Origin of the sequence: Roseateles sp. (assembly GCF_036404855.1) — a bacterium.
GTDB lineage: Bacteria > Pseudomonadota > Gammaproteobacteria > Burkholderiales > Burkholderiaceae_C > Pelomonas.
The window spans coordinates 1-26,496 of the sequence record NZ_DASWYS010000093.1 but is presented as its reverse complement, the minus strand read 5'-3'; the positions used below and the strand labels follow the sequence as shown (position 1 = coordinate 26,496).

Annotated in this window: 28 protein-coding genes and 1 riboswitch; of the genes, 10 read left to right on the top strand and 18 right to left on the bottom strand. The window is 69.4% G+C overall.

All coding sequences use genetic code 11. From position 1 onward, the window contains the following. The 11 genes from VGF12_RS06110 to VGF12_RS06060 all read right to left on the bottom strand — a co-directional run. A partial coding sequence (locus VGF12_RS06110) for a TonB-dependent siderophore receptor (RefSeq protein ID WP_331175154.1) occupies positions 1-1,414 on the bottom strand: 1,414 nt, incomplete at its 3' end. 72 nt (positions 1,415-1,486) lie between these two features. Beyond that, positions 1,487-1,588, bottom strand: a riboswitch (TPP riboswitch). An 83-nt stretch (positions 1,589-1,671) separates the two neighbouring features. After that, positions 1,672-2,760 (bottom strand): NAD(P)/FAD-dependent oxidoreductase, encoded by a 1,089-nt coding sequence (locus tag VGF12_RS06105; protein WP_331175153.1) that lies wholly within the window; start codon positions 2,758-2,760, stop codon positions 1,672-1,674. 26 nt (positions 2,761-2,786) lie between these two features. Then, positions 2,787-3,110, bottom strand: coding sequence for a ferredoxin FdxA (fdxA, locus tag VGF12_RS06100; protein ID WP_331175152.1), 324 nt, complete (start codon positions 3,108-3,110; stop codon positions 2,787-2,789). Then, positions 3,107-3,898: a uroporphyrinogen-III C-methyltransferase gene (gene cobA / locus VGF12_RS06095; protein WP_331175151.1), complete on the bottom strand. Its 792-nt coding sequence runs from the start codon at positions 3,896-3,898 to the stop codon at positions 3,107-3,109. The genes fdxA and cobA overlap by 4 nt, the downstream gene beginning before the upstream one ends. Then, positions 3,898-5,184: a sulfate adenylyltransferase subunit 1 gene (locus tag VGF12_RS06090; protein WP_331175150.1), complete on the bottom strand. Its 1,287-nt coding sequence runs from the start codon at positions 5,182-5,184 to the stop codon at positions 3,898-3,900. Before VGF12_RS06090 ends, cobA begins: the two co-directional genes overlap by 1 nt. Further along, a complete protein-coding gene (gene cysD, locus VGF12_RS06085; RefSeq protein ID WP_331175149.1) occupies positions 5,184-6,149 on the bottom strand; it encodes a sulfate adenylyltransferase subunit CysD in 966 nt (321 codons plus the stop codon). The genes VGF12_RS06090 and cysD overlap by 1 nt, the downstream gene beginning before the upstream one ends. Next, a complete protein-coding gene (locus tag VGF12_RS06080) occupies positions 6,146-6,901 on the bottom strand; it encodes a phosphoadenylyl-sulfate reductase (RefSeq protein ID WP_331175148.1) in 756 nt (251 codons plus the stop codon). Before VGF12_RS06080 ends, cysD begins: the two co-directional genes overlap by 4 nt. Continuing rightward, positions 6,898-7,395 carry a DUF934 domain-containing protein gene (locus VGF12_RS06075; RefSeq protein ID WP_331175147.1) on the bottom strand — a complete coding sequence of 166 codons (498 nt, stop codon included), beginning with the start codon at positions 7,393-7,395 and terminating at the stop codon, positions 6,898-6,900. The genes VGF12_RS06080 and VGF12_RS06075 overlap by 4 nt, the downstream gene beginning before the upstream one ends. Next, positions 7,392-9,113 carry a nitrite/sulfite reductase gene (locus tag VGF12_RS06070; RefSeq protein WP_331175146.1) on the bottom strand — a complete coding sequence of 574 codons (1,722 nt, stop codon included), beginning with the start codon at positions 9,111-9,113 and terminating at the stop codon, positions 7,392-7,394. The genes VGF12_RS06075 and VGF12_RS06070 overlap by 4 nt, the downstream gene beginning before the upstream one ends. 112 nt (positions 9,114-9,225) lie before the next feature. Continuing rightward, positions 9,226-10,161, bottom strand: coding sequence for a DNA-binding protein YbiB (gene ybiB, locus VGF12_RS06065; protein ID WP_331175145.1), 936 nt, complete (start codon positions 10,159-10,161; stop codon positions 9,226-9,228). A gap of 57 nt (positions 10,162-10,218) precedes the next feature. Then, positions 10,219-10,788 carry an outer membrane beta-barrel protein gene (locus VGF12_RS06060; protein ID WP_331175144.1) on the bottom strand — a complete coding sequence of 190 codons (570 nt, stop codon included), beginning with the start codon at positions 10,786-10,788 and terminating at the stop codon, positions 10,219-10,221. Between the two features lie 240 nt (positions 10,789-11,028). Here VGF12_RS06060 and VGF12_RS06055 point away from each other — a divergent pair, with 240 nt between their 5' ends. Further along, positions 11,029-13,977, top strand: a complete 2,949-nt coding sequence (locus VGF12_RS06055; RefSeq protein ID WP_331175143.1) for an HD domain-containing phosphohydrolase — start codon at positions 11,029-11,031, stop codon at positions 13,975-13,977. On the opposite strand, the gene VGF12_RS06050 is transcribed toward VGF12_RS06055, so the two are convergent. After that, positions 13,952-14,989 carry an ornithine cyclodeaminase gene (locus tag VGF12_RS06050; protein WP_331175142.1) on the bottom strand — a complete coding sequence of 346 codons (1,038 nt, stop codon included), beginning with the start codon at positions 14,987-14,989 and terminating at the stop codon, positions 13,952-13,954. The two genes, VGF12_RS06055 and VGF12_RS06050, sit on opposite strands and share 26 nt — an antisense overlap. Before the next feature lie 126 nt (positions 14,990-15,115). Here VGF12_RS06050 and VGF12_RS06045 point away from each other — a divergent pair, with 126 nt between their 5' ends. The 3 genes from VGF12_RS06045 (at position 15,116) to VGF12_RS06035 (ending at position 17,178) form a co-directional block, all read left to right on the top strand. After that, the gene (locus VGF12_RS06045) at positions 15,116-15,541 is read left to right on the top strand and encodes an Lrp/AsnC family transcriptional regulator (protein ID WP_331175141.1); all 426 of its coding nucleotides are present in this window, start codon (positions 15,116-15,118) and stop codon (positions 15,539-15,541) included. 84 nt (positions 15,542-15,625) lie between these two features. Next, a complete protein-coding gene (locus VGF12_RS06040) occupies positions 15,626-16,540 on the top strand; it encodes a patatin-like phospholipase family protein (RefSeq protein WP_331175140.1) in 915 nt (304 codons plus the stop codon). 5 nt (positions 16,541-16,545) lie between these two features. After that, entirely contained in the window at positions 16,546-17,178 is a 633-nt protein-coding gene (locus tag VGF12_RS06035; protein WP_331175139.1) for an LON peptidase substrate-binding domain-containing protein, read from the top strand. On the opposite strand, the gene VGF12_RS06030 is transcribed toward VGF12_RS06035, so the two are convergent. From VGF12_RS06030 to VGF12_RS06010, 5 genes are read right to left on the bottom strand one after another with little or no spacing between them, the layout of a single operon-like run. Continuing rightward, positions 17,156-17,989 (bottom strand): lysophospholipase, encoded by an 834-nt coding sequence (locus VGF12_RS06030; RefSeq protein WP_331175138.1) that lies wholly within the window; start codon positions 17,987-17,989, stop codon positions 17,156-17,158. The genes VGF12_RS06035 and VGF12_RS06030 overlap by 23 nt on opposite strands. Then, positions 17,986-18,894, bottom strand: coding sequence for a YihY/virulence factor BrkB family protein (locus tag VGF12_RS06025; RefSeq protein ID WP_331175137.1), 909 nt, complete (start codon positions 18,892-18,894; stop codon positions 17,986-17,988). The genes VGF12_RS06030 and VGF12_RS06025 overlap by 4 nt, the downstream gene beginning before the upstream one ends. Positions 18,895-18,941: 47 nt before the next feature. Continuing rightward, positions 18,942-19,667 carry a LytTR family DNA-binding domain-containing protein gene (locus tag VGF12_RS06020; RefSeq protein ID WP_331175136.1) on the bottom strand — a complete coding sequence of 242 codons (726 nt, stop codon included), beginning with the start codon at positions 19,665-19,667 and terminating at the stop codon, positions 18,942-18,944. After that, positions 19,664-20,725: a sensor histidine kinase gene (locus tag VGF12_RS06015; protein WP_331175135.1), complete on the bottom strand. Its 1,062-nt coding sequence runs from the start codon at positions 20,723-20,725 to the stop codon at positions 19,664-19,666. The genes VGF12_RS06020 and VGF12_RS06015 overlap by 4 nt, the downstream gene beginning before the upstream one ends. A gap of 7 nt (positions 20,726-20,732) precedes the next feature. After that, entirely contained in the window at positions 20,733-21,455 is a 723-nt protein-coding gene (locus tag VGF12_RS06010) for a LiaI-LiaF-like domain-containing protein (protein ID WP_331175134.1), read from the bottom strand. A gap of 190 nt (positions 21,456-21,645) precedes the next feature. Between VGF12_RS06010 and VGF12_RS06005 the strand changes: the two genes are divergently transcribed. Further along, positions 21,646-22,107 carry an Rrf2 family transcriptional regulator gene (locus VGF12_RS06005; protein WP_331175133.1) on the top strand — a complete coding sequence of 154 codons (462 nt, stop codon included), beginning with the start codon at positions 21,646-21,648 and terminating at the stop codon, positions 22,105-22,107. After that, entirely contained in the window at positions 22,097-22,978 is an 882-nt protein-coding gene (locus tag VGF12_RS06000) for an NAD(P)/FAD-dependent oxidoreductase (RefSeq protein WP_331175132.1), read from the top strand. The genes VGF12_RS06005 and VGF12_RS06000 overlap by 11 nt, the downstream gene beginning before the upstream one ends. 61 nt (positions 22,979-23,039) lie before the next feature. Here the strand turns inward: VGF12_RS06000 and VGF12_RS05995 are convergent, their stop codons facing one another. Further along, positions 23,040-23,588: a phasin family protein gene (locus VGF12_RS05995; protein ID WP_331175131.1), complete on the bottom strand. Its 549-nt coding sequence runs from the start codon at positions 23,586-23,588 to the stop codon at positions 23,040-23,042. A gap of 169 nt (positions 23,589-23,757) precedes the next feature. Between VGF12_RS05995 and VGF12_RS05990 the strand changes: the two genes are divergently transcribed. The 4 genes from VGF12_RS05990 to VGF12_RS05975 all read left to right on the top strand — a co-directional run. Beyond that, positions 23,758-24,687 (top strand): histone deacetylase, encoded by a 930-nt coding sequence (locus tag VGF12_RS05990; protein ID WP_331175130.1) that lies wholly within the window; start codon positions 23,758-23,760, stop codon positions 24,685-24,687. A 13-nt stretch (positions 24,688-24,700) separates the two neighbouring features. Next, the gene (locus tag VGF12_RS05985) at positions 24,701-25,141 is read left to right on the top strand and encodes a thioesterase family protein (RefSeq protein WP_331175129.1); all 441 of its coding nucleotides are present in this window, start codon (positions 24,701-24,703) and stop codon (positions 25,139-25,141) included. Beyond that, positions 25,138-25,851, top strand: coding sequence for a nitroreductase (locus tag VGF12_RS05980; protein WP_331175128.1), 714 nt, complete (start codon positions 25,138-25,140; stop codon positions 25,849-25,851). The genes VGF12_RS05985 and VGF12_RS05980 overlap by 4 nt, the downstream gene beginning before the upstream one ends. After that, positions 25,851-26,496 (top strand): sodium:proton antiporter (locus VGF12_RS05975; RefSeq protein ID WP_331175127.1); only part of this gene is annotated, 646 nt, incomplete at its 3' end. The genes VGF12_RS05980 and VGF12_RS05975, both read left to right, overlap by 1 nt.

The window sequence follows — 26,496 nt, the reverse complement described above, 5'->3', positions numbered from 1 at the left end:
CGTGGCTGAGCGCGATCCAAGGCGTGGTGACGCCCTGCGCGTAGTTCGTCGGGCGCGAGCCGTCGGTGCGCACGCTCTCGCGGTGCAGGCGGGTGTGGCGCAGGCCCAGCCAGGCGGTGGTGTTGGCCGTCAAGGCGATGCGGTCGCGCAGGTAGAGCTCGTTGCTGCGCTCGTCGCGGTTGGTGTTCTCGTCGGTCAGCTCCGGCGCCGCAGGTGTGACGGCGCTGCCGTCGATGTTGCCGGTGCCGGTGTAGTTGTAGGCCTGCCCCTGGAACCGGCTCTTGAACTGGCTGCTGAGGCCGCCGACCGTGAGGTCATGGCGCAGGCCGGCGAGCTGCACGGGGCCGCTGGCAGAGATGTCCAGCGCCGTCGTGTCGCGGTGCTCGTTCTCGCTGCGGAAGTCGAACATGTCGTAGCTGCCGTCGGGACAGAAGCTGGACGGGTAGTAGCTGCCGTCCGCGGCGCTGCAACCGAATGCATAGGCAAGACGGTCGTCGGTGCGCAGGCGCTGGATGCCCAGCGATGCTTGCGCGCGCCAACCGCCGGACAGCTTCTGCTGCACGCGCAGCGATGCATGCGTGTTGTCGAAGACGACGGGCAGGCTCCAGGGCTGGTTGTTGAGATTGAGGTTGGGGTCGATGCGCCGAACGTCGGGCAGGCGGTCGCCCAGCAGGCTGAAGCCCTGCTGGCTGGGCTGGCTCTGCCGGTTGAACTCGACCTCGGCTTCGACCAGGGTGTCCGGAGTGATGCGCCAGTCGGCGGCCAGCGCGGCGGTGTGCGAGTGACCCTTGCTGTTGCGCAGCGTCGGATCGAGGCGTGCCGCAGCGAGGTTGACGCGCAGGCCGAACTCGCGGCTCGCGCCGAAGCGCTGCGAGTGATCCACACTGGCCTGCACCGTGCCGCGCTCGATGAAGCCGAGCGCCAGCGTCGTCGCGTCGTCGAGCAGCGGGCGCTTGACGACGAGGTTGACAAGACCGGCCGGTGCGCTGGTGCCAGCCTGCATGCCGGAGCTGCCCTTGAGCACCTCGACGGCGGCTTTGTTGGCCAGCGACAGTGCGGTTTCGCCACTGATGGGCAGGCCGTCGCGGCGGAGGTTGAAGCGGTTGTCGAGGTCGAAGCCGCGCACCTTGAGCTGCGACCAGTAGCCGACGGCGTTGTAGGCATCGGAGACGGAGGCGTCGAGCTTGGTGATGCCCGAGAGCTGACCGATGCCGAGGTCGTCGAGCCGTTCGGCGGACAGACTCAATGCCTGCATGGGCAGCTTGGCGGGCGGGTCACCGAAGCCGGCCAGTCCGGGGACGACCTCGGTGGCCTTGCCGGTCACGCTGACCTGCGGCAGGGTCTGTGCGGAGGCCAGGCTGGTGGCGAGCAACGCCGTGGCGGCGCCGATGAGGGAGAAGGAAGGTTGTGCCATCGAAAGTCAAAGCGATGGCAGGTCGGCTAACACTGAAGACGCCAAGCCCCCGGGAGACGGGAATGGAGTGGGGCTGCGGTTCGGCTGCTTCCCTGCGCGAGGATTACCTCAATCAGGTTCAAAGGGACTGTCTCAGTCGATGGCGGTGGGCCATCAACACCCCTAGCGGAGAGCTGCCGGCGCGAACGACGGCAGCGAACTCATTCTAAAAGAAAACGGCCCGCTGGGTTCGGGCCGTTGTCTGGACAAGTGGCGCGTCAGTCGAACACCGGCGAATCCACGCCCAGCACCTTGTGCAGCTTGGGGCTGGTGGTGGTGTACTGCAGGTGGACGCGCTTGTCGGGGAACACGTAGGGCGCGGCGCCGAAAGCCGCCAGCGCGCATTCGTGGAAGCCGCTGAGGATGAGCTTCTTCTTGCCCGGGTAGGTGTTCACGTCGCCGACTGCGAAGATGCCCGGCACGCTGGTCTCGAACTTCTCGGTGTCGACGACGATCTGCTTGCGCTCCAACGCGAGGCCCCACTCGGCGATGGGTCCGAGCTTGGGGCTGAGTCCGAAGAAGGCCAGCACCTGGTCGCAAGGCACGACGCGGGTGATGCCATCGTTGCCGGTGATCTTGAGGCCGGTGAGCAGGCCGTCGCGCTCGTCGATGCCGGTGGCCTGGCCGACGATGAACTGCATCTCCTGGGCCTCGCAAAGCTCATGCATCTTGGCCACGCTCGCGGGTGCCGCACGAAACCCGTCCCGGCGGTGCACGAGGATGACGCTCTCGGCCTTGTGCGGGTTGCCGTCGGCGTGGGCCGCGCAGAAGTTCAGCGCCCAGTCCAGCGCCGAATCGCCGCCGCCGATGATGAGCAGGTTCTTGCCGGCGAACTGATCTGGGCCCTTGACGCGGTAGTGGACCTGCGTCCCCTCGTACTTCTCGACGCCTTCGACCTTGAGCGTGCGCGGCTGGAACGAGCCGACGCCGCCGGCGATGAACACCGTCTTGGTGAGGAACTGCGTGCCCTTGTTGGTCTCGACGAAGAAGCGGCCATCGTCCTGCTTCTGCACGGCAGTGACCTCCTGGCCCAGATGGAAGGTCGCGCCGAAGGGCTCGATCTGCTGGAGCAGGTTGTCGGTCAGCTCCTTGCCGGTGCACACGGGCACGGCCGGGATGTCGTAGATGGGCTTGTCGGGATACAGCTCGATGCACTGGCCACCGGGGTAGGCCAGGCTGTCGATGATGTGGGCCTTGATCTCGAGCAGGCCCAGCTCGAACACCTGGAAGAGGCCGACCGGCCCGGCGCCGACGATGACGGCGTCGGTCTGGATGGCGTCGGCGCGCGGGGAGGCTTGTTCTTGCATGCGAGGCGGCGCGGGCACGCCGGGAGTCAGCGGATCAGTTCGTCCAGCTTGCCCGTCCGGTCCTTCCACTCCTCGGCGTCGGGCAGCGCGGGCTTGCGCTTGGTGATACTGGGCCACTTCTTGGCCAGGTCCGCATTGATCTTGATCATGTGGACCTGATCACCGGGCACATCCTCTTCCGGCATGATGGCGTTCACCGGGCACTCGGGGATGCAGACGGCGCAGTCGATGCACTCGTCGGGATCAATGGTCAGGAAGTTCGGGCCTTCGCGGAAGCAGTCGACCGGACAGACATCGACGCAGTCGGTGTACTTGCAGCGGATGCAGGATTCGGTGACGACGTGGGTCATGGGGAGCTCTTGGCAGTGAGGGGCGCCTTCATCGACGGGATTTCGGGCGAAATGGCGATTTTATTGGAGGCCGGCCTGGTCTTTCCCTGATCTCCGACAAGACTTGCCCCGATCCCCACCGTGACGACGGTGGGGCGGCCGCGGTGCAGCAGGGCCGCGCCGGCGAGGTCGGCCAGGGCATGTTCGCTGGTGATGGCGTCGGCACAGCCGGCGCGGCTGACCACCAGCGTGGGAGTGTCGGCCGCCCAGCCGGCGGCGAGCAACTGGCGGCCGAGCGCGGCCAGCTGGCGGCCGGCCATGTAGAAGACCTCGGTGTCGGCCGAGCGGGCGGCGCGCAGTTCGCCGGCCTCCGTCATGGCCGTTGTCAGGCTCACGCTGCGGCCGCGGCCGCGGCGGGTCAACGGCCGCTGGGCCTGGGCAGCGGCGGCCAGCGCCGCGGTGACCCCGGGCACGACTTCGCTGGCGATGCCGGCCTCGGCCAGGGCCATCAGCTCTTCCTCCAGGCGTCCGAAGACGCTGGCGTCGCCGCCCTTGAGGCGCACGACCCGTGCATGCTCCTGGGCGGCCTTGACGAGCAACGCGTTGATCTCGGTCTGCTTGGCCGAGTGTTCGAAGCCGCGTTTGCCGACGGCGATCCAGCGGGCCTGGGGGGCGAGCTCGCGCAGGGCCGGGTCGGTCAGCGCATCGGCCAGCACGATGTCGGCCTGCGACAGCGCACGGGCGCCGCGCAGCGTGATCAGGTCGGCGGCGCCCGGACCGGCACTGACGAAGATCACTGTTGCGCTCATCACCAGGCCTCGTCCGCCGGCGCGGCTTGCACGTCCACCAGCAGCGCGCCGCTGGTGCGGTGGCTGGCGGGGTCGACCACGATCAGCGCGCCGCCGACGCGGTTGTCCACGAAGGGCTCGACCGGCAGCTCGTGCTGCACTTCCATCTGCACCCGGCCGATGGCGTTGACGGGCAGTTCGTGGGCGTCCTGGGGCTGCAGCGTGTTGATGTCCAGCACGGAGTCGATGGCCGAGATGCGGGCCTGCACCCAGCGGTTGCCATGGCGCACCCAGTACTTGCGGCCGGGCTTGGCGGCTTCGGTATCCAGCCATGCAAGCGTCGCCGGGAACGTCTTGGCCTGCGTGGCCGAGCCGGGCGTGACGATCCAGTCACCGCGGCTGACGTCGAGCTGGCGGTCCAGCACCAGGCCGGCCGACTCGCCCGCTTCGACGCTGGGCACGGTCTCGCCGGCCAGGCGCACTTCAGCGACGATCGCCGTCTGGCCGGAGGGCAGCACCTCGATGGTGTCGCCGGCCTTCACGGCGCCGTGGGCGATGCGGCCCCACAGGACGCGCGGCTGGAAGCCGGTGCCTTCGGACTGGTGGGCGTTCTTCTGCACGTATTGCACCGGAAGGCTCAAGGGCGCGTCGGCGCGCTCGCTCAACGTGGGCAGGCGCTCCAGCACCTGCAGCAGCGATTCACCGTTCCACCAGGGGGCGTCCAGCGGCTGGGTCACATTGTCGCCGCGCAAGGCGCTGACGGGCACCGTGGCGGCCACGTTCAGGCCGGCGGCGGCGGCGAACTTGTCGAGGGCCGCCTTGACCTTGGCGAATCCGGCGCCCGCGTCGTCCAGCGCGTCGATCTTGTTGATGGCGAAGACGATGCTGGGCACGCGCAGCAACTGGGCCAGCAGCGAGTGGCGGCGCGTCTGCGGCAGCAGCACGACCTCGTCCTGCGAAAGGTCCAGCTTGGTGATGTCCACCAGTACGACGGCGGCGTCGGAGCCAGCGGCGGCCGTGACCATGTTGCGCGTGTACTGCTCATGGCCGGGGGCGTCGGCGATGATGAACTTGCGCGTCTTGGTGGCGAAGTAGCGGTAGGCCACGTCGATGGTGATGCCTTGCTCGCGCTCGGCCTCCAGGCCGTCGGTCAGCAGCGACAGGTCGATGGGCCGGCCGGCGGCGCGGCGCTCCAGCGTGTCGAGCTGGTCGGCCAGGATGGCCTGGCCGTCGAACAGCAGGCGGCCGATCAGCGTGCTCTTGCCGTCGTCCACCGAGCCGGCGGTGAGGAAACGCAGCGCCTTCATCAGAAATACCCTTCCTTCTTGCGCTTCTCCATGGAAGCTTCACTGGTGCGGTCGTCCATGCGGGTGGCGCCGCGCTCGCTGACGGTCACGGTCAGCGTCTCGGCCACGACCTCGCTCGCGTTGGCGGCAGGGCTCTCGACCGGGCAGGTGCAGGTCATGTCGCCCACGGTGCGGAAGCGCACGGTGGCGGTCTCGACCTTTTCGCCTTCTTCCGGCGGCGTCACGTCGGTCAGCGGCACCAGCAGTCCCTTGCGGCGGATGACCTGGCGCTCATGCGCGTAGTACATCTGCGGCAGTGGGATGTTTTCGCGGGCGATGTAGAGCCAGACGTCCAGCTCGGTCCAGTTGCTGATGGGGAAGCAGCGGAAATGCTCCCCCGGACGGATGCGGGTATTGAACAGCGTCCACAGCTCGGGGCGCTGCTCCTTGGGCTGCCATTGGCCGAAGCTGTCGCGGTGGCTGAAGATGCGCTCCTTGGCGCGCGCCTTCTCCTCGTCGCGGCGCGCACCGCCGATGAGGGCGTCGAACTTGTGTTCCTCGATGGTCTCCAGCAGCGTGACCGTCTGGTGGCCGTTGCGGCTTTCCAGCGGGTGGCTCAGGCGGATGGTGCCCCTGGCCATGGAGTCTTCGAGGTGCCCCACGATCAGGCGCTCGCCCATGTCGGCCACGCGCCGGTCACGGAACTCGATGACCTCGGGGAAGTTGTGGCCCGTGTCGATGTGCACCAGCGGAAAGGGCAACTGGCCCGAGTAGCCGCTGGGGTGGGCCGCGTTCTTCATCTTGAAGGCCTTTTCGGCCAGGCGCAGCACGACGCAGGAGTCCTTGCCGCCGGAGAACAGCAGGGCAGGGCGCTCGAAGCTGGCGGCCACCTCGCGCAGGATGAAGATGGCTTCCTCTTCCAGCGCATCCAGATGGGCGTGGTCCACGTCGGCGATCAGATGTTCGGGTTTCACAGCAGCGTTCATGATTTGGCGTGCAGGCCGCATTCCTTGGTCGAGTCTTCCCACCACCAGCGGCCGGCGCGGAAGTCCTCGCCGACGGCGATGGCGCGCGTGCAAGGCGCGCAGCCGATGCTGGGCATGAACTGGTCATGCAGGGGGTTGTAGGGGACGTCGTACTTCTCGACGTAGGCCCAGACCTCGGCCCAGGTCCAGTCGGCGATGGGGCTGATCTTGCGGCGGCTGTTCCCGTCGTCTTCATCGAAGGCCACATCGCCTCGCGCGCCCGACTGCTCGCGGCGCAGGCCGGTGATCCAGGCCGAGCGGCCCTTCAGCATGCGGCCCAGCGGCTCCAACTTGCGGATGCCGCAGCAGGCCTTGCGCAGCTCGATGCTCTTGTACATCGCGTCGTCGCCCTCGCGCCTGACGAATTGCACGACGGCGTCCGCCACGGGCTTGAAGACCTCGACCTCGCGGCCATAGCGCTCGCGGATGCGGGGCAGCAGTGCCAGCGTCTCGGGATGCAGCCGGCCGGTGTCCAGCGTCGAGATGGCGATGGGCAGCCGGGTGCGGGCGATCAGGTCGGTGATGACCATGTCTTCCACGCCCAGGCTGCTGCTCTGCACCAGGCCGTCGCCGTGCTGGATGCTGGCGTCACGCAGGCGCTGCAGCGTGGCTTCGATCTTGGCGTCCAGCGCCTGCGTCCACTTCGCGTAGAGGCCGATGGCATTGCCGGCCGCAGGCGCGGCGGCCCAGGGCAGGCTGCTGACCTCGCTCACGCCGCGCTCCTGCGCAGGAACCACGGCCGCGTCTCGCCCACGTCGCCTTGGTAGAAGCCCACCGGCGCGAACAGGTCCAGCGCCTTCTGCGCCGCGGCCTGGGACTGGTCGCCGCGCATGACCACCTCGTCGAAGCCGGTGCGGGCCAACAGCTGCATCATGTCCACCAGCACTTCGCCCCGGGCGCGGATGGCACCCTTGAACTGGTGGCGGATCCGGAGCAGGTGGGCCTGGCTGTAGGCGCGGCCATCGGTCCATTTCGGGAAGTCGAGCACCACCAGCGCGATGCGCGACAGGTCGGGCGCGAGCTGGTTGATGTCGGCGTCGTTCGGGAACTCGATGGCCACCGGCACGTCCTGCGGCCAGTGGGCGCGCACGGCGTGCCACTGCTCCAGCGTCAGCAGACGAAAGGGCGCCGGATCGGGATCGGGCTTCGGGCCGTCTTCGCCGATGGCGTGCTTCCAGGCGCAGGTGGTGGCGTTGATGAACTTCATGCTTGAGCCTTGGCAGTCGAAACGCGCACGGCGTTGGCGGCGGTCTTGAAGGGATCGAGGCCCAGGCGCTTCACCGCGTCGATGAAGCGTTCGCCCGACAAGCGGTCGCGCTGGTAGGTGTCCAGTACGGCCTCGATGGCGTCGGCGATCTCGTCGGCAGCGAAGCTCGGCCCGATGACCTTGCCGGCGACCGTGGCGCCGGCCAGATGGGTTCCGTCGCCGCCGCCCAGCGTCAACTGGTACCACTCGGTGCCGTCCTTGTCGACGCCGAGTACGCCGATGTGGCCACTGTGGTGATGGCCGCAGGAGTTGATGCAGCCGCTGATGTGCAAGTCGATTTCGCCGAGGTCTTCGAGCTCGTCGATGTCCTGGTAGCGCTCGGCGATCTCGGCGGCCAGCGGCAGCGAACGGGCATTGGCCAGCGCGCAGAAGTCGCCGCCGGGGCAGGCGATCTGGTCGGTCAGCAGCCCGGCGTTGGGCGTGGCGAAGCCGGCGGCGCGGGCGGCCTGGAACAGTTCAGGCAGGTCGGCCTCGCGCACCCAGGGCAGCACGAGGTTCTGGCGGTGCGAGACGCGCAGTTCGCTGTGGCTGAACTGCTCGGCCAGTGCTGCGGCGGTGTCCATCACGTCGGCGGAGGTGTCGCCGGGCGCGATGCCCACGCGCTTGAGGCTGAGCGTGACCGCGCGGTAGCCGCTCAGGCGATGGCCGTGCACGTTGCGTTGCAGCCAGCGCGCAAAGGCGGGGTCGCGGGTGTCCAGCTGCACGGGAGCCTCGGGCTTCACGCCCACCGGGTCGACGAAGCAGGCGGCCACGCGGTCCAGTTCGGCCTGCGGGATGATCTGCTCATGGCCGGCAGGGTCGCCGTTCAGGATGCGCTGGAACTCCTCGTTGACCGCGTCGAAGAATTTCTGGCCTTCGGCCTTGACGAGGATCTTGATGCGCGCCTTGTACAGGTTGTCGCGGCGGCCGGCGAGGTTGTAGACGCGCACGATGGCCTCGATGTAGACGAGGATCTGGTGCCACGGGATGAACGCGTTGATCTCGACGCCCGGGATGGGTGTGCGGCCCATGCCCCCGCCGACGAAGACCTGGAAGCCGGTCTCGCCGGCCTCGTTCTTCTTCAGCTGCAGGCCGATGTCGTGCCAGCCGATTGCCGCGCGGTCCTCTGTCGCGCCACTGATGGCGATCTTGAACTTGCGCGGCAGGTGGGCGAACTCGGGGTGCAGCGTGCTCCACTGGCGCAGCACCTCGGCGTAGGGGCGGGCGTCGACGATCTCGTCCGGCGCGATGCCGACGAAGGCGTCGCTGGTGATGTTGCGGATGCAGTTGCCGCTGGTCTGGATGCCGTGCATGTCGACTTCGGCCAGCAACTCCATGACTTCGGCGCTCTTCACGAGCGGGATCCAGTTGTATTGCAGGTTCTGGCGGGTCGTGAAGTGGCCGTAGCCCCCCTGGCCGGCGAAGGGGCCGTCGGGCTGGCGGTCGTACTCGCGCGCGATCCGTGCGAGCTGGCGGAGCTGGCGCGAGGACAGCTCGCCATAGGGCACGGCCACGCGCAGCATGGGGGCATGACGCTGGATGTACCAGCCGTTTTGCAGGCGCAGGGCGCGGAACTCATCGGTGCCGAGCGTGCCGGCGAGGTGGCGCTCCAGCTGGTCGCGGTACTGGGCGGCGCGGGCGTGGACGAAGCGGCGGTCGAAATCGGTGTACTGGTACATCGCGGGCAGGGGCTGGCCTGTCGTCAGGCGAAGGCCGCCACTCTAGAGACTGCTGCGCCGCAACAGAACTACAGAGTTATTTGGGCCTTATGCCCAGTACGAATAAGCAACTTCAGTTTGTGGCCAGAAACTGCAGTGCCGCGACCTGTTCGGCGATGCGCGGCGGCACCGGTTCGCGGCCGCCCAGCATGGCCCGGATGAGCGCCGCGTTCTCTGCCGGCGTGCAGGCCGGCGACAGCGGCCAGTCCAGGTCGGTGGTGTCGGCGGGGTGCAGCGGCGCCGCCTGACCGTCCCGGAAGCCGATCAGATGGGCCTTGCGGCGCAGATGCGCATACGCCTCGCCCTCGCTGGCACGCATCAGCAGCGCCCGGCCGCCGTCGGCGGTCAGTCCGGGCAGCGCGGCGGCCATGCTGTCGAGGTACTCCGGATGCGTCACCGCCACGACCCGGACACCGCCGCCGGCGCGGAAGGGGTCGAGCAGCTTGGCGAGGCTGTGCGAGCTGTTGCGCACGCCCAACCTCGGGCGCAGGGCCATCAGCGCGTTCAAGCCAGGGTTCAGCTTTTGCAGAGGCAGCACCGCCAGGCGCTCGTCGCGCAGGCGCTGCTCGGCATCGGTCAGCGATGCGCTGGCGGGCAGCTCGAGCGCCTCCAGCAACTCGAAGGGGCTGATCCGGCTGTCGAAGTCGTGGCGCCCGAAGATCAGCACCGGCACGCCCTCGCGTGCCAGCAGCCGCGCCACCAGCGGCATCAGGTTGGCCTGCTTGCGTGCGCCGTTGAAGCTGGGCAGCAGCACGGTGCGCGGGCCCTGGTCGCTGGGGAAGGGGGCGGCCAGCGCAGCGGTGCGCGCCTGCATCGCGGCCAGGAAGCCCGCCACCTCGTCGGCGCTCTCGCCCTTCACGCGCAGCGCGATCAGCACGGCACCCAGCTCCATGTCGGGCACCTGGCCGTCCAGCATCGCACCGAACAGCTGCTCGGCCTGCGTGCGGCTCAGGTCGCGGGCGCCACGAGCACCGCGGCCCAGCTCCTTGATCAGTGCTGCGTAATCCATGGCGCCAGTGTAGGAAGGGCCGCGCATGGCGGCCCCAGGATGCGGTACGCCGCAGTGTCAGAACGCCACGCGCGCACCCAGCGACACCATCCGCACGGTGCTGCGCTCACCCCGGTACTGGGCGCGCGTGGCGTCCATGCCCAGCTCGACGCGGGCCGACGGCGTCAGCGCGTAGTTCACGGCCAGTCCGGCGATGGGCTGGGTCTTGCTTTCGCTGCCCGAGCTGCTCAGCGCGCCGGCCTCGGCGCTCAGCTTGGTGCGTACGCGAGCCACGCCCAGCCGCCCCACCAGGCCCCAGTCGGGGCTGAGATGGGCCGTGTAGGCGCCGCCCAGCGACAGGGCCTCGGGCCTGACGCTCACGCCGAGCGGGCCATCCGACGCGTGGAACCGGCCGAAATGCGTGTAGCCGCCTTCCAGCGCAAAGCCATTGCCGAAGGCGTAACCGACCACGGCCTTCCCGCCGGTGGCGTTCCGGTCGCAGCGCTGCACGCCGCTGCAATCCACATTCAGATGCCCTTGGCCGAGGGACAGCAGGCCATAGGTGTGGGCCTGGTCGGTGTTGGAGGACTGGGCCTGGGCCGTGACGGCCAGGAGCAGTGTGGCAAGGGTGATGGCGGACTTCTTCATCGGTACTTCTCTCTTCCTACTTCGATGCATCGGGACGCCGGCGCCGGGCGGCGCTGGCGGCGACAGGCGACGGGTGTCACCGCGGACCATGCTCCGCGCCCGCCGCCGGCCGCCCTGTAGGACGCGGACACCCCACGCCGACGGACTGGCCCGTCCCGCTGTGAACCAGGTAAGAGAAAGCAAGTTTTCCCGGGTTGCGCGGGGATACTGCTGTGCAACACGGTCTGAATTTCCCGAGCCATGACCTTCCTCAAGCCCAGGACGCTGTACGTCACGCTGAGCGTGTTGATGATCGGTCTCGTGACGCTGGTGTACGGTGCCCTGCTGCTGCATGAGCGCTCGCGCAGCGACAGGCTGATGCTTCAGCAGGCCGGCGCGGCCGCCAAGCGCATCGGGCGCGAGGCCGCGGCCGCGGTGGAGGCCGAACTGCGGCCGGCGCGGGTCAGCGTGGCGCTGCTGGCGGCGGGCGCTCTCGGCCGTGCGTCCAACGAGGCCGAACGGCTCAAGGCCCTGCCGCAACTGGCGGCGGCGCTGCGCAGCAATGCGGCGCTGTCGGCCGTCTACGTGGGCACGGCGCGCGGCTCCTTCTTCCTGCTGCGCCGGCTGGACGATGCCAGCACGCGCAGCCGCATGGGCGCACCGGCCGACGCGGCCTACGGCCTGCAAAGCGTGGACCGCGACGGTGCCGTGCCGCGTGGCAGCTATCGCTTCTTCGACGCCGGACTGCGCGAGCTGCAATGGCTGGATCGGCCGGACTACGAGTTCGATCCGCGCACGCGGCCCTGGTTCGAGCTGGCCCGCCAGGCCGGCGACGGCCGGGCCGTGCAGTCCGAGCCCTACGTCTTCTTCACCACCGGCGAGCCGGGCGTGACGCTGGCCGAGGCGCGTGGCGGGGCCATCGTCGGCGCCGACGTCAGCCTTCAGGCCCTGGGCGAGATGCTGACGCGGCCGCAGATCAGCCCCTCGGCGGAACTGCTGATCGCGACGACCGGCGGGGGGCTGCTGGTGCAGGCGCGCCATGCACCAACGGCGCCGTCGGCGGGACGCGCCCTTCCGCAGGTGTCGCAGGCCGCGTCGCCGCTGATGCAGGCGCTCTGGGTCCGCCGCGACGCCGATGGCCGGCTGACCCCGGTGCAGGAGGTGATGGGCCGCGAGTGGGTGGCACACGCCCTGCCGCTGGCCTCCGACCGCGAGGCTGGCACGGCGCTGACGCTGCTGATGGCCGCGCCGCGCGACGAGCTGCAGGCCTTCCAGATCGAGAGCCGGCGCCACGGCTTCTACATCTCGTTGGGCCTGATGCTGTTGCTGCTGCCCATCGTGCACCAGCTGGCGGACCGCGTCTCGCGGCCGCTGCGCCAACTGGCGCGCCAGGCCGAGGCCATCCGGCATTTCGAGTTCGACGGCCCCGATCCGCGGCGCAGCCTGATCCGCGAGGTGGACCGGCTGGCGCAGGCGATGGCGGCGATGAAGCACTCGCTGCGGCGTTTCCTCGACATCAGCGGCGCGCTGAGCGCCGAGCGCGACTTCGACACCCTGCTGGATCGCATCCTGCGCGAGACCATCGCCGTGGCCGGTGCCAATGGCGGTGCGGTGCACTTGCTCAGCGGCGATGGCGGCCAGCTGCAGCCTGCGGCGACGCGGCTGCAGGATGCGTCGGCGCCGAGTTTCGGCGTCACCTGGGACGTCAAGGCGGTCGACGCGGTCGCCGCACCAGTGCTGGCCCTGCGGGCGGACGCGCCGGTGGACATCGAGCTGAACTGGGACAACCCGAGTCATCTCAAGGCCTACGGGCAACTGTTCGCCGGCCTGAGCGTGGCCCGGCTGCGCCTGCTGGCCCTGCCGCTGAAGAACCGCCAGGACGAGACCATCGGCACGTTGACCATGAGCTTCGCCCTGCCGGACCAGGGCCCCGCCGAGCCGCTGGGCGGCGCGCGGGTGGCGTTCGTGCGCGCGTTGTCCGGCACGGCGGCATTGGCGATCGACAACCACCTGCTGCTGAATGCCCGCAAGGCCCTGCTGGACAGCTTCATCCAGCTCGTGGCCGGCGCCATCGACGCCAAGAGTCCCTACACCGGCGGCCACTGCCAGCGCGTGCCGGAGCTGGCGCGCCTGCTGGCGCAGGCGGCGTGTGATGCCACCGAGGGGCCTTACGCCGGCTTCACGATGAGCGCCGACGAGTGGGAGGCCCTGCACATCGCAGCCTGGCTGCACGACTGCGGCAAGGTCACGACGCCGGAGTACGTCGTCGACAAGGCGACCAAGCTGGAGACCCTCTACAACCGCATCCACGAGATTCGCACCCGCTTCGAGGTGCTCAAGCGCGACGTGCTGATCGAGCGCCAGGCGCAGCACCTGGGCGCCGAGGCGTCGGCTCAGGCGCGGGCAGATGCGGCCCCGGCCCTGGCAGCGCTGGACGCGGACTACGCGTTCGTTGCGGCCTGCAACCAGGGGGGCGAGTTCCTCAGCCCCGAGGACCAGGCGCGCCTGCGCGAGATCGGCGCACGGCCCTGGCAGCGCACGCTGGACGACAGTCTGGGGCTGTCGGTGGAGGAGGCCCGCCGGCTGCCGAGGCCGCGTCCGCTGCTGCCGGCGCCCGAGCGACTGCTGGCGGACAAGCCCGAGCATGTGCAGCCTCGCCCCCCCGGAGAGAAGCTGGACGATGGCAACCGCTGGGGGTTCCGGATGGCCCAGCCCGAGCACCTCTACAACCGCGGCGAGCTGCACAACCTCTCGGTGTCGCGCGGCACGCTGACGGAGGAGGAGCGCTACAAGATCAACGAGCACATCGTCCAGACGCTGAAGATGCTGGCCGAGCTGCCCTTCCCGCGGCATCTGCGCGGGGTGCCCGAGATCGCCGGCGGACATCACGAGCGCGTGGACGGCCAGGGCTATCCGCGCGGCCTGACTCGAGAGCAGATGAGCCCGCAGGCCCGCATGATGGCCATCGCCGATGTCTTCGAGGCCTTGACCGCGGACGACCGGCCCTACAAGGCCGGCAAGCGTCTGTCCGACGTGCTGGTGCTGATGCGCCGCATGGCCGACGAGGGCCACCTGGATGCGGAGCTCTTCGAGCTGTTCCTGCGCTCCGGCGCCTGCCTGGACTACGCGCGGCGCTTCATGTCGACTGAGCTCGTCGACGTGGCGGACGTCGGCGCCTACCTGCCTACGCCGCCTGCAACTGGCCGCTGAGCTTGAGCTCGCCGAACAAGTCCTTGGGATCGGTCAGTCGGGGAATCAGGTCCAGCGGCGCGCCGAGGCCCAACTGGGTCCCGAGGTCGCGCAGCAGGCGCAGCGACGAGAAGTCCTCCAGCGCGAAGCCGACCGAATCGAACACGGTGACCTGATCAGGCGACTCACGGCCCGGAGCCTGGCCGGCGAGCACGCGCCAGAACTCGGTGACGGGGAAGTCGGCCGGCATCTGCTGCACGTCGCCCTCGATGCGTGATTGCGGCTCGTACTCGACGACGACGCGTGCCTTCTCCAGCACGCCGCGGTGCAGCTCGGTCTTGCCGGGGCAGTCGCCGCCGACGCCGTTGATGTGCATGCCGGGGCGAATCATGTCGGGTGTCAGGATGGTGGCGTTGCTCTTGTCGGCCGTCGCAGTGGTCACGATGTCGGCGCCGCGCACGGCCTCGGCGGCGGACGCGCAGACGGTCAGCGTCAGCCCCGGCGTGGCCTGCAGGTGGCGTACCAGCCGGGCCGTGGCGGCGGGGTCGATGTCATGCAGGCGCAGCTCGCGGATGCCGAGCAGGTGGTGGAACGCCAGCGCCTGGAACTCGCTCTGCGCGCCGTTGCCAATCAGCGCCATCACATGACTGTCGGGGCGGGCCAGGTGCTTGGCGACCATGACGGACGTGGCCGCGGTGCGCATCGCGGTCGTCAGCGTCAGCTCGGAGAGCAGCGTCGGGGCGCCGGTCGCCACGTCGGCGAGCACGCCAAAGGCCATCACGGTCGGCAGACCGAGGCGGTGGTTTTTGGGGTGACCGTTGACGTACTTGAAGCTGTAGAGGTGGGCGTCGGCGATGGGCATCAGCTCGATGACACCATCCGGGGAATGGGTGGCGACGCGTGGCGTCTTGTCGAAGTCGGCCCAGCGCCGGTAGTCCGCTTCGAGGTAGCCGACGAGGCGGCGCAATAAATCGGGAAGTCCCACGCGCTGCACGATGTGGGCGATGTCGTTGGGGGTCAGAACGAGGGTCATGCGTGTCTCCTTGAAAGCTATTGAAAGCATTCTTTCCAGACGTGCCGTCAAACAGAAGTGCAACTCTTGACACTAAATGCGTCGTGATTTGCCAAAATGGCAGCATCAATTGACGATTTGTTCGGTATGGACGCCCTGGATCAGCAACTGCTCGCCCTGCTGCGCACCGATGCCCGGGCCAGCGTCGCCACACTCGCCGCCAAGCTCAAGGTGTCTCGCGGCACGGTCACCAACCGCATCGCCCGGCTGGAGGATGGCGGGGTCATCACAGGCTACACGGTGCGCCTGAGGCCCGACGCCGTGCCCGACCAGATCACGGCCTGGATGAGCATCACGGTGGAAGGCAACCGCACCCGCGAGGTGGTCGCCATCCTGCTGGGCGAGCCCGGCATCACGGGTCTCTTCGACACCAACGGCCGGTGGGACCTGCTGGCCGAGATCCAAAGCTCCAGTCTTCAGGAGCTGGCCGACGTGCTGGAGCGGGTGCGCCTCATCAAGGGCATCGCGGGCACCGAGACCAGCATCCATCTGCAGAGCTACAAGCTGGGCTGAGGCAGGCTTCACGCCGGATGCGGGCCCGCTGTCGGGCCTGGCAAGCGGCTCGGTTATCGTGCGCCGCGCATTTCCGTTTCTGACATGACTCCTGCCTTCATCCGCCGCGCCGGGCTCGCTGCCCTGGTCGTGATCCTCGCCGGCTGCTCCGTCCTGCAGAGCCCGATCCCGCAGCCGCCGGTCGTCGTGCCGCCGACCGAACCCGTCGTCAAGCCGGCCCCGAAACCGCCGCGCCTGGGCCTGGCCCTGGGCGGCGGTGCTGCGCGCGGCTTCGCCCACATCGGCGTCATCCAGGTGCTGGAGGAGAACGGCATCAAGGTGGATCTCGTTGCCGGCACGTCAGCCGGCAGCCTGGTCGCGTCGCTCTACGCCTCGGGCAAGGGCGGCAAGGAAATGCAGCAGCTCGCCGAGACCATGGACGAGGGCGCCATCACCGACTGGTCCTTCCCGCTGCGCGGCCTGATCCGCGGCGAGGCGCTGGCCCGTTTCATCCGCGACAAGACTGGCGGCAAGAACATCGACCAGATGGTGCTGCCGCTGGGCATCGTGGCGACGGACCTGTCGGACGGTTCGTCCATCCTCTTTCGCAGCGGCGACACCGGCACCGCCGTGCGTGCTTCGAGTGCGGTGCCGGCCGTGTTCCAGCCGGTGCGCATCGGCCAGCGCGAGTACGTGGATGGCGGCCTGGTGTCACCCGTGCCCGTGCGCTTCGCGAAGGAAATGGGCGCGCAGTTCGTCGTCGCCGTGGACATCACCTCGCCGCCCGAGAAGGACCCGCCGGGAGACGCCTTCCGCATGCTGATGCAGACGTTCTCCATCATGGGCCGCAGCATCAACATGTTCGAGCTGCGCGAGGCCGACGTCGTCATCCGCCCCCGGCTGGATGGCGTGGGCAGCGCCGACTTCACGGCCCGCCGGCGAGCGGTGCAGGCCGGGCGCGAGGCGGCGCTGGCCATGCTGCCGGTGCTGCGCCAGCGAATCGCCGAGAAGACGCGCTGAGCGCCATGGACACCGAGACGCCCCTGTTCCCGCTGCGCTCGGTGCTGTTCCCTGGCGGGCACCTGCCTTTGCGCATCTTCGAGCCGCGCTATCTGGACATGGTGCAACGGTGCCACGCCCGTGGTGAACCCTTCGGCGTCGTCGCGCTGACGGCCGGCGAGGAGGTGCGGCGGCGCGACGGTGAGGGCTTCCAGGCCGAAGCCTTTCACGACGTCGGCACGCTGGCGCGCATCGAGCAGTTCGAGCGCGCCCAGCCCGGCCTCATCGAGGTCCGCGCGCGCGGCGCGGAGCGCTTCCGGGTGCGGGAGACCCGCTGCCTGAGCCACGGCCTGTGGGTCGGCCGGCTGGAGCCGCTGGCGGAGGACGCGGCCGTGGCCGTGCCCGAGGATCTTGGCGCCGCCGCACTTCAGCTTCAGGATCTGATGGCCGGCTGGACGCAGCGCGCTGCCGCGGAGGATCTGCCCGTGCAGCCGCCTTTCTACTGGAACGATGCCGGCTGGCTCGCCAACCGCTGGGCCGAGCTGCTGCCCATGCCGCTGGAGGCGCGCCAGCGGCTGATGGCGATGGACAGCCCGCTGTTGCGGCTGGAGCTGGTCGTCGACCGTCTGGACGCGATCAGGCGTTCAGCCAGTCCTTGAGCGTTGCCAGCACCGCGGCCTTTTCGGGTTCGTTGAAGATCTCGTGCGCCAGGCCCGGCCAGGGCCTGGTGGCAACGACGTTGGCGGGCGCGGCGGCGGCGAAGGCCTCACTGCCGCGCGGCGCCACGCAGCGGTCCGCGCCGGCCCACATCAGCAGCGTCGTCAGCGTCCAGCGCGGTGCGTCGTCGATGGCGCGGGCGCCGGCATCGATGATGAAGCGGGTCAGTCGTGCGGTGATGCGGTCATGCACCAGCGGGTCCGCGGCGTAGGCCTGAACGACAGCCGGGTCGCGGGAGATCCATTCTGGCTTCAGGCCGTTGCTCACAGCCAGGCCCGGCGCGAGTGCGCCAGCCAGCGCCAGGGCCAGCTTCTGGCCGGCGTTGAGGCCGGGGTCGAGCGCAGGCGAGGACAGCACCAGGCCGTCCAGCGGCCGGCTCCACGCGGCGGGCCGGCCCGTCAGCGCTTCGGCCGCGAAACGCGCAGCCACCGCGCCGCCCATGCTGTGGCCGAGCATCACCAGACGGTGACCCGCGCCACTGGGCCGACGCACGGCGTCGATGACCCGCGCCGTGTCGCGCAGCAGCGCCTCGGCGTCGGGAATGTCGCCGCGCGGGCCTTCGCTCTGGCCGTGACCGCGGTGGTCCCAGCCGTGCACGTCCCAGCCGGCCTCATTCAGCGCCGCGGCGACGTGGGCATAACGCCCGATGTGCTCACCCAAGCCATGCACGATGAGCACCTGGCCGCGTGCGGGTGTCGGGGCGGGCCAGTGGCGGAGGTGGAGCTTCAGGCCGTCATCGGTGGTGGTGGTCATCGGGGCTCAGGCGGCGAATGGGGTGGCCAGTGTGCCTGCTCCGGCGCTCCCCGTCGCGAACCCAGCACGCGCGCATAGGCCCAGGTGAACTCGGCGCCGAGCAGCAGGATCTGCGCGGAGAAGTACACCCAGACCAGCAACGCCACCACCGAGGCCGCCGCGCCGAAGCCCGAGGCGACGCCGCTGTGCTGCAGATAGGTGCCGATGCCGTAGCGACCCAGTGCGAACAGGCCTGCCGTGACGAGGGCGCCAAGCAGCACGTCGCGCCAGGCCACGCGCACGCGCGGCATCCACTTGAAGATGAGCGCGAAGACCGCGACCACCAGGCCCTGGCTGATGACGGCGTTGGCGACGGCGGCGATGCGCAGCCAGTCGCCGAACCAGGGCTGCCAGAAGGTCTGGGCGGCCGACATGATGGCGTCCAGCAGCAAGGACACCAGCACCAGGAAGCTCAGGCCCAGGATGAGGCCGAAGCTCAGCAGGCGCGCGCGCAGCCAGCTCAGCCAGCCCTGCAGGGGCCGGACCGGCACGCGCCAGATGGTGTCGAGGGCGTCCTGCAGCTCGGCGAACATCGTCGTCGCGCCCACCAGCATCAGGCCCAGGCCGAGCACGGTGTTGAACCAGCCGCCGGCCGGCCAGGAGACCGTCTTCAGCATCGTCTCCACGGTGGATGCCGCGGTGCTGCCGAGCAGGTCGGCGAGCTGGTTGAAGAGCTCGCCGCGCACCGCCTCGCCGCCCCAGACCAGGCCTGCCACGGACACCACGATGAGCAGCAGCGGCGCCAGCGAGAACAGCGTGTAGTAGGCCAGCGCGGCGCCCATGCGCGGGCCGCGGTTGGTCAGGAAACCGTCAAAAGTCAGCTGCAGCACGCGCCCGAGCGGGCGTATCGATTCGAGCCAGCGCATGCTGAAAGTCTGGCCGCCATCGCGCGGCGGGGCTGTAGGACGACGGCTCAGAGCACCGCGCGAAGCCGGTCATAGCCACTGCGGCTCACGGGAATCCGCTTGCCGTTCTTCATGCGAGCGACATGGGCGTCGCTGTCGGTCCGCTCCAGTCCCTGCAGCGCGGCCAGGTTGATGATGAAGGAGCGGTGCACGCGCACGAAGCGCGCGGGGTCGAGCTGGGTTTCCAGCTCCGAGATGCGCTGGCTCTTGAGGTGCTCGCGGCCGTGGGCGTGGAAGGCAACCTGGTCGGCCTGGGCCTCGATGTAGGCGATGTCGTCGACCGGCAGCACCTGCATGCCGTCGCCGTCGCGCACCAGCACACGCGACAACCGCGGCCCGGCCGGTGCTACCAGCCGTTCCAGCCCCGGCTCGGCCTGGCCCAGCAGGCGTCGGGCCCGCTCCAGCGCGGCGTCGAAGCGGGCCTGCGAGAAAGGCTTGAGCAGGTAGTCCACCGCATTCAGCTCGAAGGCGCGCATCGCGTGCTGGTCGTAGGCGGTTGTGAAGATGACGCCGTCTCGCCGTCCAGTCAGCTCCAGCACCTCCAGTCCGGTGAGCTTGGGCATCTGGATGTCGAGGAAGACCAGGTCGGGCTTGAGCTCGGTGATGGCGCGCGCAGCGTCCAGGCCATTGTCGGCTTCGGCCACGAGATCGATGTCGGCATGGGGCCGCAGGTACTCTGCCAGCAGGCGGCGCGCCAGGGGTTCGTCTTCGGCGATGAGGGCTCGCAGGGTCATGGTGTCGTCTCGAAGGGGATGGCGATCTCGACCTCGAAGCCCGCCGACGTGGCGCCCCATTGCATGCGGGCGCGGCCGTGGTACTGCGCCGCCAGGCGTTCACGGAGGTTGCGCAGGCCCAGGCCCAGGCCCGTCTCCTTGGCGGGCATCTCGGGCACAGGGTTGCGCACGGCCAGGTGCAGCCACCCGTCCAGCGCCTGCGCCTGAATGCTCAGCAGGCCGCCGTCGTCGCGCGGGCGCAGCCCGTGCTTGAGGGCGTTCTCCACCAGGGGCTGCAGCGTCAGCGGTGGCAGCAGCGCGTCCAGGCTGTCCGGCGCCGCGTCCGTGGCGGTGACCAGCTTGTCGCCCAGGCGTTGCTTCTCGATGGCGAGGTAGTGCGCGACCAGCCCCAGTTCGTCCTCCAACCGGATGCGCTCGCGGCCGGCGAGGTCCAGCGTGCGGCGGAAGAACTGCGCCAGGTCGATGGCCATGGCGCGGGCGGCGGCCGGGTCCAGGTGGGTGAGGGCACTGATGGAGTTCAGGCTGTTGAAGAGGAAATGGGGGTCGATCTGCAGGCGCAGCAACTGCAGCTCCATGTCGCGCGCCAGCAGCCGGGCCTGGGCCTCGCGCTCGCTGGCGTCCTGGGCGCGCTGGAAGGCGATCAGCAGGTCATGTGCCAGCACCGCCAGCGTGAGCAGCGCCATCAGGGCGGCCGCAAGCAGGGCCAGGCCGCGGCGGTTCACGCCGACCCAGCCGCCCGGGTGTCCGAGCAGGCCGCCGGCTGCGTCCCAGCCGGCGGCCAGGGCGGTCATGACGGCGGCCAGCGTCAGCACCAGGCTGGCGCGATAGCCCAGGGCGGACGTCCAGCTGACGGAGCCAAAGGGCCGGCCACGGCAAGGGTAGTAGGTGGCCAGCAGCACGAAGGCCAGCACGCCGCACAGCGGGACCGTCCAGGGCAGGGCCCAGCCCAGTGGCGCCAGGCCGAGGGCCTGCAGCAGGGCGGCCAGCGCCACGCCTGCCAGCGCCCACGCCAGCAGGTAGGCGGCCAGCCCGCGCAGATGGGTCAGCAGGGGATGCAAGGCCGCGTCAGTTCTTGACCTCGACGCCGCCGAACATCACCTCGCCGCGCAGCACCAGGCGCGGGCCGGGGGTCATGGGCGGGACGGTCTTGTCCTCGACACCGCCGAAAGTCGACGTGGCTTCGATCACGACCAACCATTCGCGCGGCACTCGCAGATCGATGCCGCTGAAGTGGGCGGAAACCTCCAGCTGGGCCTCGTCGCCGTCGATGGTGGCCTGGGTCAGGTCGAGCTCCACGCCGCCGAAGGTGCTGGCGATGCGGCCGCCCTTGAAGCTGCGCGAGTCGCAGCGCTGGCTGATGGCGCTGAAGCTGGCGTCGATGTTGACCCGCTCGCCATGCTCCAGCGTCGAAGTCTGGAAACCGGCCGAACGGCGGTGACGCGGGAAGAGGCCGCGTGCCAGGATGGACAGGCCGACCAGGATGATGAAGACGGGCCACCAGTCGCGCAGGTTGAAGTCGGCGTAGCCCAGGTTGCGCGCTGTCAGCAGGCCGCCCAGCAGGATCAGGCCCACCCCCAGCAATCCGCTGCCTGAATGGCAGGGACGGATCAGGCGCGTCACGCCGAGCCACACGAGGATCAGCGGCCAGAAAGTGCGCAGCAGCGGCATGCCGAAGACGTTGAGGTTGTCCAGCAGGGCCAGCAGCCCGATGCCGATGACACCCAGGCCGAAGACGATGCGGCTGGCGCCGTGGTGGGAAGGGCGGGGGCGGTGGCGATGCATGCTCATGGGGCGGTCTGGAGGGCGATGGCGCAAGTAGACACGGACGCGGCGGGGGGCGCGGCCCTGCTGCGGCGAATCGCCGGCAATCGCCGACGAATCGACAGCCGGCAGCGCCGGCGGGCAAAGCCCCGCCGGCCACCAGGGCCAATGAGGGCGCATGGTGGCGGACCGAATGTCATGAAACTAATATAGTTCCATGAAAAGAGATGGACGGCTTTCCGGCGTGCTGCACATGCTGCTCCACATGGCTGAAACGGGGGAGCCCACGACGTCGGAGACGCTGGCGCGGGCGATGAACACCAACCCCGTCGTCGTGCGGCGGCTGATGGCGGGCCTGAGGCGCGCCGGCTTCGTCGCGTCGGCCAAGGGGCATGGCGGCGGTTGGGTGCTGGGCTGTCCGCTGTCGGCGATGACGCTGGGCGACGTGCATGCGGCGCTGGGCGCGCCGCCCTTTCTGGCCGCCGGCCTGCGCGACGAGCAGTCGGAGTGCCTCGTCGAGCAGGCCGTCAACAACGCGCTCGGTGCCGCCTACGCAGAGGCCGAGGCCCTGCTCGTCGCGCGCCTGCACGGCGTCAGGCTGTCGGTGCTGGCCGAAGACTTCCACCGCCGCATGCAGGTTCGCGGCCTTTCAATCCAGGACTTCAACCATGATGTATGACGCCCTCGTCGTCGGCGGCAGCTTTGCCGGCCTTTCCGCTGCCATGCAACTGGCCCGTGCCCGGCGCCGCGTCGCGGTCGTCGATGCGGGCCAGCGGCGCAACCGTTTCGCCGTCTCCTCGCACGGTTTTCTTGGCCAGGACGGCCGCGCGCCCGGCGACATCCAGGGCGAGGCGAGGGCCCAACTGGCGGCCTATCCCAACGTGAGCTGGCACGACGGTCTCGCGGCCACAGCGCGCCGTCAGGGCGAGGGTTTCGAGGTCGAGGTCGGCGGCACCACGCTGACGGCGCGGCGCTTGGTGTTGGCCACCGGCGTGGTTGACGAACTGCCGCCCGTCGAGGGCCTGGCGGAGCGCTGGGGGCGCAGCGTCTTCCACTGCCCCTACTGCCATGGCTATGAGTTGAACGAGGGAGCTATCGGCGTGTTGGCGAGCAGCCCGCTGTCCATGCATCACGCACTGATGCTGCCGGACTGGGGGCCGACGACCTTGTTCCTCAACGAGGCCTTTGAGCCCGATGCCGAACAGGCGCGAGCCCTGGCCGCACGCAGCGTGACGGTCGAGGCCATGCCGATCGCGTGCATCACCGACGAAATGACAGTGGTGCTGGCGGACGGCCGCAGACTGCCACTGGCCGGCCTGTTCACGGCGACGCGCACCCGCATGGCCAGCCCGCTGGCCGAACAGTTGGGCTGCGAGTTCGAGCAGGGGCCCGCGGGGCCGTATCTGCGCCGCTTGATGATGGAGACCACGGTGCCCGGCGTGTTTGCCTGCGGGGACGCGGCGATGGCCTTCGCCAATGTGGCCATCGCCGTCGGCGACGGCGCGATGACCGGCGCTGCGACGCACCGGTCGCTGATTCCGGGTCTGTAGGGTCTGCAAAAAGGAAAAGCCCGGTGCGCATGCACCGGGCTTTTCGAGCGGCTCTGAACGATCAGGCGGCGCGCTTGCGGCTGGCCGTCTGCGTGGCCTTGACGGCTTGCGAGGTGGCGGCCTGGAAGTTGGACTCGGCCACTTCGGCGGCTTGCTTGGCGGCCTTCTGGACCGACTCGAAGGCGTTGTTGGCGGCTGCGACGGCCGACTTCACCAGGGCAACGGCGTTCTCGGTGCCGGCCGGGGCGTTCTTGGCGGCGTTGTCGACGACGGCGGTGAACTTCTTCTGCGCATCGGCGAACTGGGCTTCGGCAGCCTTGGCGACTTCGGCGCCAGTGGCGGAGGCGATGTCGTAGACGTGGCGGCTGTAGGAAGCGGCCTTCTCGGCGGTCGGCTGCAGCAGGCCGGCCTGCAGGGACAGCAGCTCTTGCGCGTCCTTGACGGACAGGGCGGCGGCGGTCGTGTCGGCGGCTTCGCTCAGCGCGGTCTTGGCGACTTGCAAGTTCAGCTCGACGAGCTTCTCGACGCCTTCGAACGCCTTGTTCGTCAGGCCGAAGAGGGTTTCGACGTTGGCCTTGTGGGCGGCGAGGATTTGTTCAGCGGTCAGCATGGTGTTCTCCGGTGGAGGGGGTGGAACCGTTTGCCGTGCTTCTTTTGCTGCACTGCAACATGACTCGAATGATAGGGCCTCGGCGCGAGATTGCAAGAACTTTTTGTGCGGTGCAGCAAATTGGGGGTGTCCGAGTGTGTCAAGGCCGTCAGGCTATCGTTGCCGCCCCATGCTGGCCTTCCATTCCGACGCCCACAGTCTGGCCCTGCCGCCGGGCCATCGGTTTCCGCAGTCCAAGTACCGGATGCTGCGCGAGCATTTCGAGCGTGAGCCGGGCTTGCTGCGCATGCGCCCGGCGCCGGCGGCGACCGAGGCCGAACTGGCACGGGTCCACACCCCGGCCTACATCGCTGCCGTGCTGGGCGGCGGCCTGAGCGCGGCCCAGCAGCGCGAGATCGGCTTTCCGTGGAGTCCGTCGATGGCGGAGCGTTCCTGCCGGTCGGTCGGCGCCAGCATCGCCGCGGCGCGGGCGGCTCTGACCGAGGGCGTGGCGGCCAACATGGCCGGCGGCACCCACCATGCCTATGCGGACAAGGGCTCGGGCTATTGCGTCTTCAACGACGTGGCGGTGGCCGCGCGGCTGATGCAGTCCGAGCGGGCGGCTGGCCAGGGCGGCGGGCTGCGCATCCTCGTCATCGACCTGGACGTGCATCAGGGCAACGGCACCGCCGCCATTTTCCGCGGCGACGACACGGTGTTCACCTTCTCCATGCACGGAGCGCGCAACTTCCCTTTTCGCAAGGAGGCCAGCGACCTGGACGTGGACCTGCCGGACGGCTGCGGCGACGCCGACTACCTGGCGGCGCTGGACGTGGCACTGGCCCAGGTCTGGTCGCGCTGCGAGCCGGGCCTGGCCTTCTACCTCGCCGGCGCCGACCCGCACGAGGGTGACCGGCTGGGGCGACTCAAGCTGACCCAGGCGGGCCTGGCGGAACGGGACCGCCGCGTGCTGGCGGCGCTGCGCGAACGGCGCATCCCGGTGGCCTTGAGCATGGCCGGCGGCTACGGGCACGACCTGGCGACGACGGTGGCCGTGCAGGTGGCGACGCTCGAGCTGGCGGCCCGGTCCTGGGCCGGCTGGGGGGCGGGCAGCGCATGAAAGAATCCCCGGAATGACAAACCGCCCCCAGCCCGACGGCCGCGAGGCCTATGCCCGCTTCGTGCCCCTGACCACCCGCTGGATGGACAACGACGTCTACGGACACCTGAACAACGTTGTCTACTACAGCCTGTTCGACACGGCCGTGAACAGCTTGCTGATCGAGGCCGGTGCGCTGGACATTCACGGCGGCGCCGTCATCGGCCTGGTCGTCGAGACGCACTGCAACTTCTTCGAGTCGCTGGCCTTCCCGCAGCGCATCGAGGCCGGCGTGCGCGTGGCCCATCAGGGCCGCTCCAGCGTGCGCTACGAGATCGGCCTGTTCGCCGAGGGCGCCGCGTGGTGCGCCGCCCGAGGTCATTTCGTGCACGTCTACGTCGACCGCGACACCCGCCGCCCCGTGGCCGAACTGCCGGCCGCCTATCTGCAAACCATGAAGACCCTGACGCCATGAGCCGTTTCGCCATCCCGACCGCCGAGCAGACCGCCGCGGTCGACGCTGCCATCAAGACGCGCCATTCGCTGCGCGCCTTTTTGCCCACGTCCGTGCCGCGTCAGACGGTGGAAGACATCCTCGAAGTCGCCTCCTGGGCGCCCTCGGGCACCAACACGCAGCCCTGGCAGGTGCATGTGCTGACCGGCGCGGCGCTGCAGCGCATCGCCGGCCGCATCCAGGCCGCCTATCTCGACCCCGCGCAGAACGCTGCGCACCGGGAGGAGTACGCCTACTACCCGAACGAGTGGCGCAGCCCGTACATCGACCGCCGCCGCAAGGTGGGCTGGGACCTGTACGGCCTGCTGGGCATCGCCAAGGCCGACAAGGCGCGCATGCAGCACCAGCATGGCCGCAATTTCATCTTCTTCGACGCGCCAGTGGGGCTGCTCTTCACCATCGACCGCGTCATGCAGCAGGGTTCGTGGCTGGATTACGGCATGTTCCTGCAGAACATCATGGTGGCCGCCCGCGCGCGCGGCCTGCACACCTGCCCGCAGGCCGCGTTCACGCAGTTCCATCGCATCGTCGCCGAGGAGCTGAAGCTGGGCGAGGAGCAGATGCTGGTCTGCGGCATGTCCATGGGCTTCGCCGATCCGGACGCCGTCGAGAACCAACTCGTCACCGAGCGTGCGCCGGTGGCCGAGTTCGCGCGCTTCATCGAAGACTGATGGCGCTGTCCGGTTCCGAACTCGGCCTGGCCTGGGCCGCCCCCTTCGCCGGCTTGCTGCTGTCCATCGCCATCCTGCCGCTGGCAACGCCAGCGCTTTGGCACCACCACTTCGGCAAGATCGCCGCAGCCTGGACGGTGGCGCTCGGGCTGCCGTTCACGCTGGCCTTCGGTGTGGCGGCGACGGGCGGCGTGCTGATGCACACGCTCGTGGAGGAGTACCTGCCCTTCACCATCCTGCTCGGTGCGCTGTACACGACGGCGGGGGGCATCTACATCCGCGGGAACCTGCGCGGCAGCCCGAGGCTGAATGTGGGGCTGATGGCGCTGGGCGCCGTGCTGGCCAGCTTCATGGGCACGACGGGCGCCTGCATGCTGCTGATCCGACCGCTGATACGCGCCAACGACAACCGCCGCCACAACGCCCATGTCGTCGTCTTCTTCATCTTCATCGTCGGCAACGTCGGCGGCTCGCTGACCCCGCTGGGCGATCCGCCGCTGTTCCTCGGCTTCCTGCAGGGCGTGAGCTTCTTCTGGACGCTGGGTCAACTGCTGCCCGAGACGCTGTTCCTGCTGGGTGCCCTGCTGGCGGTGTTTTGGGTCATCGACGCCTGGCTTTACCGCCACGAGGGCGTCGTCCGGCCCG

Excerpts from the sequence above, each read along its gene's own strand:
- VGF12_RS06050 (WP_331175142.1), bottom strand. The coding sequence starts at position 14,989 with ATGACCCTCGTTCTGACCCCCAACGACATCGCCCACATCGTGCAGCGC.
- VGF12_RS06010 (WP_331175134.1), bottom strand. The coding sequence starts at position 21,455 with ATGAGCATGCATCGCCACCGCCCCCGCCCTTCCCACCACGGCGCCAGC.
- VGF12_RS06105 (WP_331175153.1), bottom strand. The coding sequence starts at position 2,760 with ATGCAAGAACAAGCCTCCCCGCGCGCCGACGCCATCCAGACCGACGCC.
- VGF12_RS06070 (WP_331175146.1), bottom strand. The coding sequence starts at position 9,113 with ATGTACCAGTACACCGATTTCGACCGCCGCTTCGTCCACGCCCGCGCC.
- VGF12_RS06060 (WP_331175144.1), bottom strand. The coding sequence starts at position 10,788 with ATGAAGAAGTCCGCCATCACCCTTGCCACACTGCTCCTGGCCGTCACG.
- VGF12_RS06075 (WP_331175147.1), bottom strand. The coding sequence starts at position 7,395 with ATGAAGTTCATCAACGCCACCACCTGCGCCTGGAAGCACGCCATCGGC.
- VGF12_RS06090 (WP_331175150.1), bottom strand. The coding sequence starts at position 5,184 with ATGAAGGCGCTGCGTTTCCTCACCGCCGGCTCGGTGGACGACGGCAAG.
- VGF12_RS06025 (WP_331175137.1), bottom strand. The coding sequence starts at position 18,894 with ATGCGCTGGCTCGAATCGATACGCCCGCTCGGGCGCGTGCTGCAGCTG.
- VGF12_RS05980 (WP_331175128.1), top strand. The coding sequence starts at position 25,138 with ATGAGCCGTTTCGCCATCCCGACCGCCGAGCAGACCGCCGCGGTCGAC.
- VGF12_RS05995 (WP_331175131.1), bottom strand. The coding sequence starts at position 23,588 with ATGCTGACCGCTGAACAAATCCTCGCCGCCCACAAGGCCAACGTCGAA.
- cobA (WP_331175151.1), bottom strand. The coding sequence starts at position 3,898 with ATGAGCGCAACAGTGATCTTCGTCAGTGCCGGTCCGGGCGCCGCCGAC.
- VGF12_RS06000 (WP_331175132.1), top strand. The coding sequence starts at position 22,097 with ATGATGTATGACGCCCTCGTCGTCGGCGGCAGCTTTGCCGGCCTTTCC.
- ybiB (WP_331175145.1), bottom strand. The coding sequence starts at position 10,161 with ATGGATTACGCAGCACTGATCAAGGAGCTGGGCCGCGGTGCTCGTGGC.
- VGF12_RS06045 (WP_331175141.1), top strand. The coding sequence starts at position 15,116 with ATGGACGCCCTGGATCAGCAACTGCTCGCCCTGCTGCGCACCGATGCC.
- VGF12_RS05990 (WP_331175130.1), top strand. The coding sequence starts at position 23,758 with ATGCTGGCCTTCCATTCCGACGCCCACAGTCTGGCCCTGCCGCCGGGC.
- VGF12_RS06055 (WP_331175143.1), top strand. The coding sequence starts at position 11,029 with ATGACCTTCCTCAAGCCCAGGACGCTGTACGTCACGCTGAGCGTGTTG.
- VGF12_RS06035 (WP_331175139.1), top strand. The coding sequence starts at position 16,546 with ATGGACACCGAGACGCCCCTGTTCCCGCTGCGCTCGGTGCTGTTCCCT.
- VGF12_RS06040 (WP_331175140.1), top strand. The coding sequence starts at position 15,626 with ATGACTCCTGCCTTCATCCGCCGCGCCGGGCTCGCTGCCCTGGTCGTG.
- VGF12_RS06030 (WP_331175138.1), bottom strand. The coding sequence starts at position 17,989 with ATGACCACCACCACCGATGACGGCCTGAAGCTCCACCTCCGCCACTGG.
- cysD (WP_331175149.1), bottom strand. The coding sequence starts at position 6,149 with ATGAACGCTGCTGTGAAACCCGAACATCTGATCGCCGACGTGGACCAC.
- VGF12_RS06005 (WP_331175133.1), top strand. The coding sequence starts at position 21,646 with ATGAAAAGAGATGGACGGCTTTCCGGCGTGCTGCACATGCTGCTCCAC.
- VGF12_RS05985 (WP_331175129.1), top strand. The coding sequence starts at position 24,701 with ATGACAAACCGCCCCCAGCCCGACGGCCGCGAGGCCTATGCCCGCTTC.
- fdxA (WP_331175152.1), bottom strand. The coding sequence starts at position 3,110 with ATGACCCACGTCGTCACCGAATCCTGCATCCGCTGCAAGTACACCGAC.
- VGF12_RS06020 (WP_331175136.1), bottom strand. The coding sequence starts at position 19,667 with ATGACCCTGCGAGCCCTCATCGCCGAAGACGAACCCCTGGCGCGCCGC.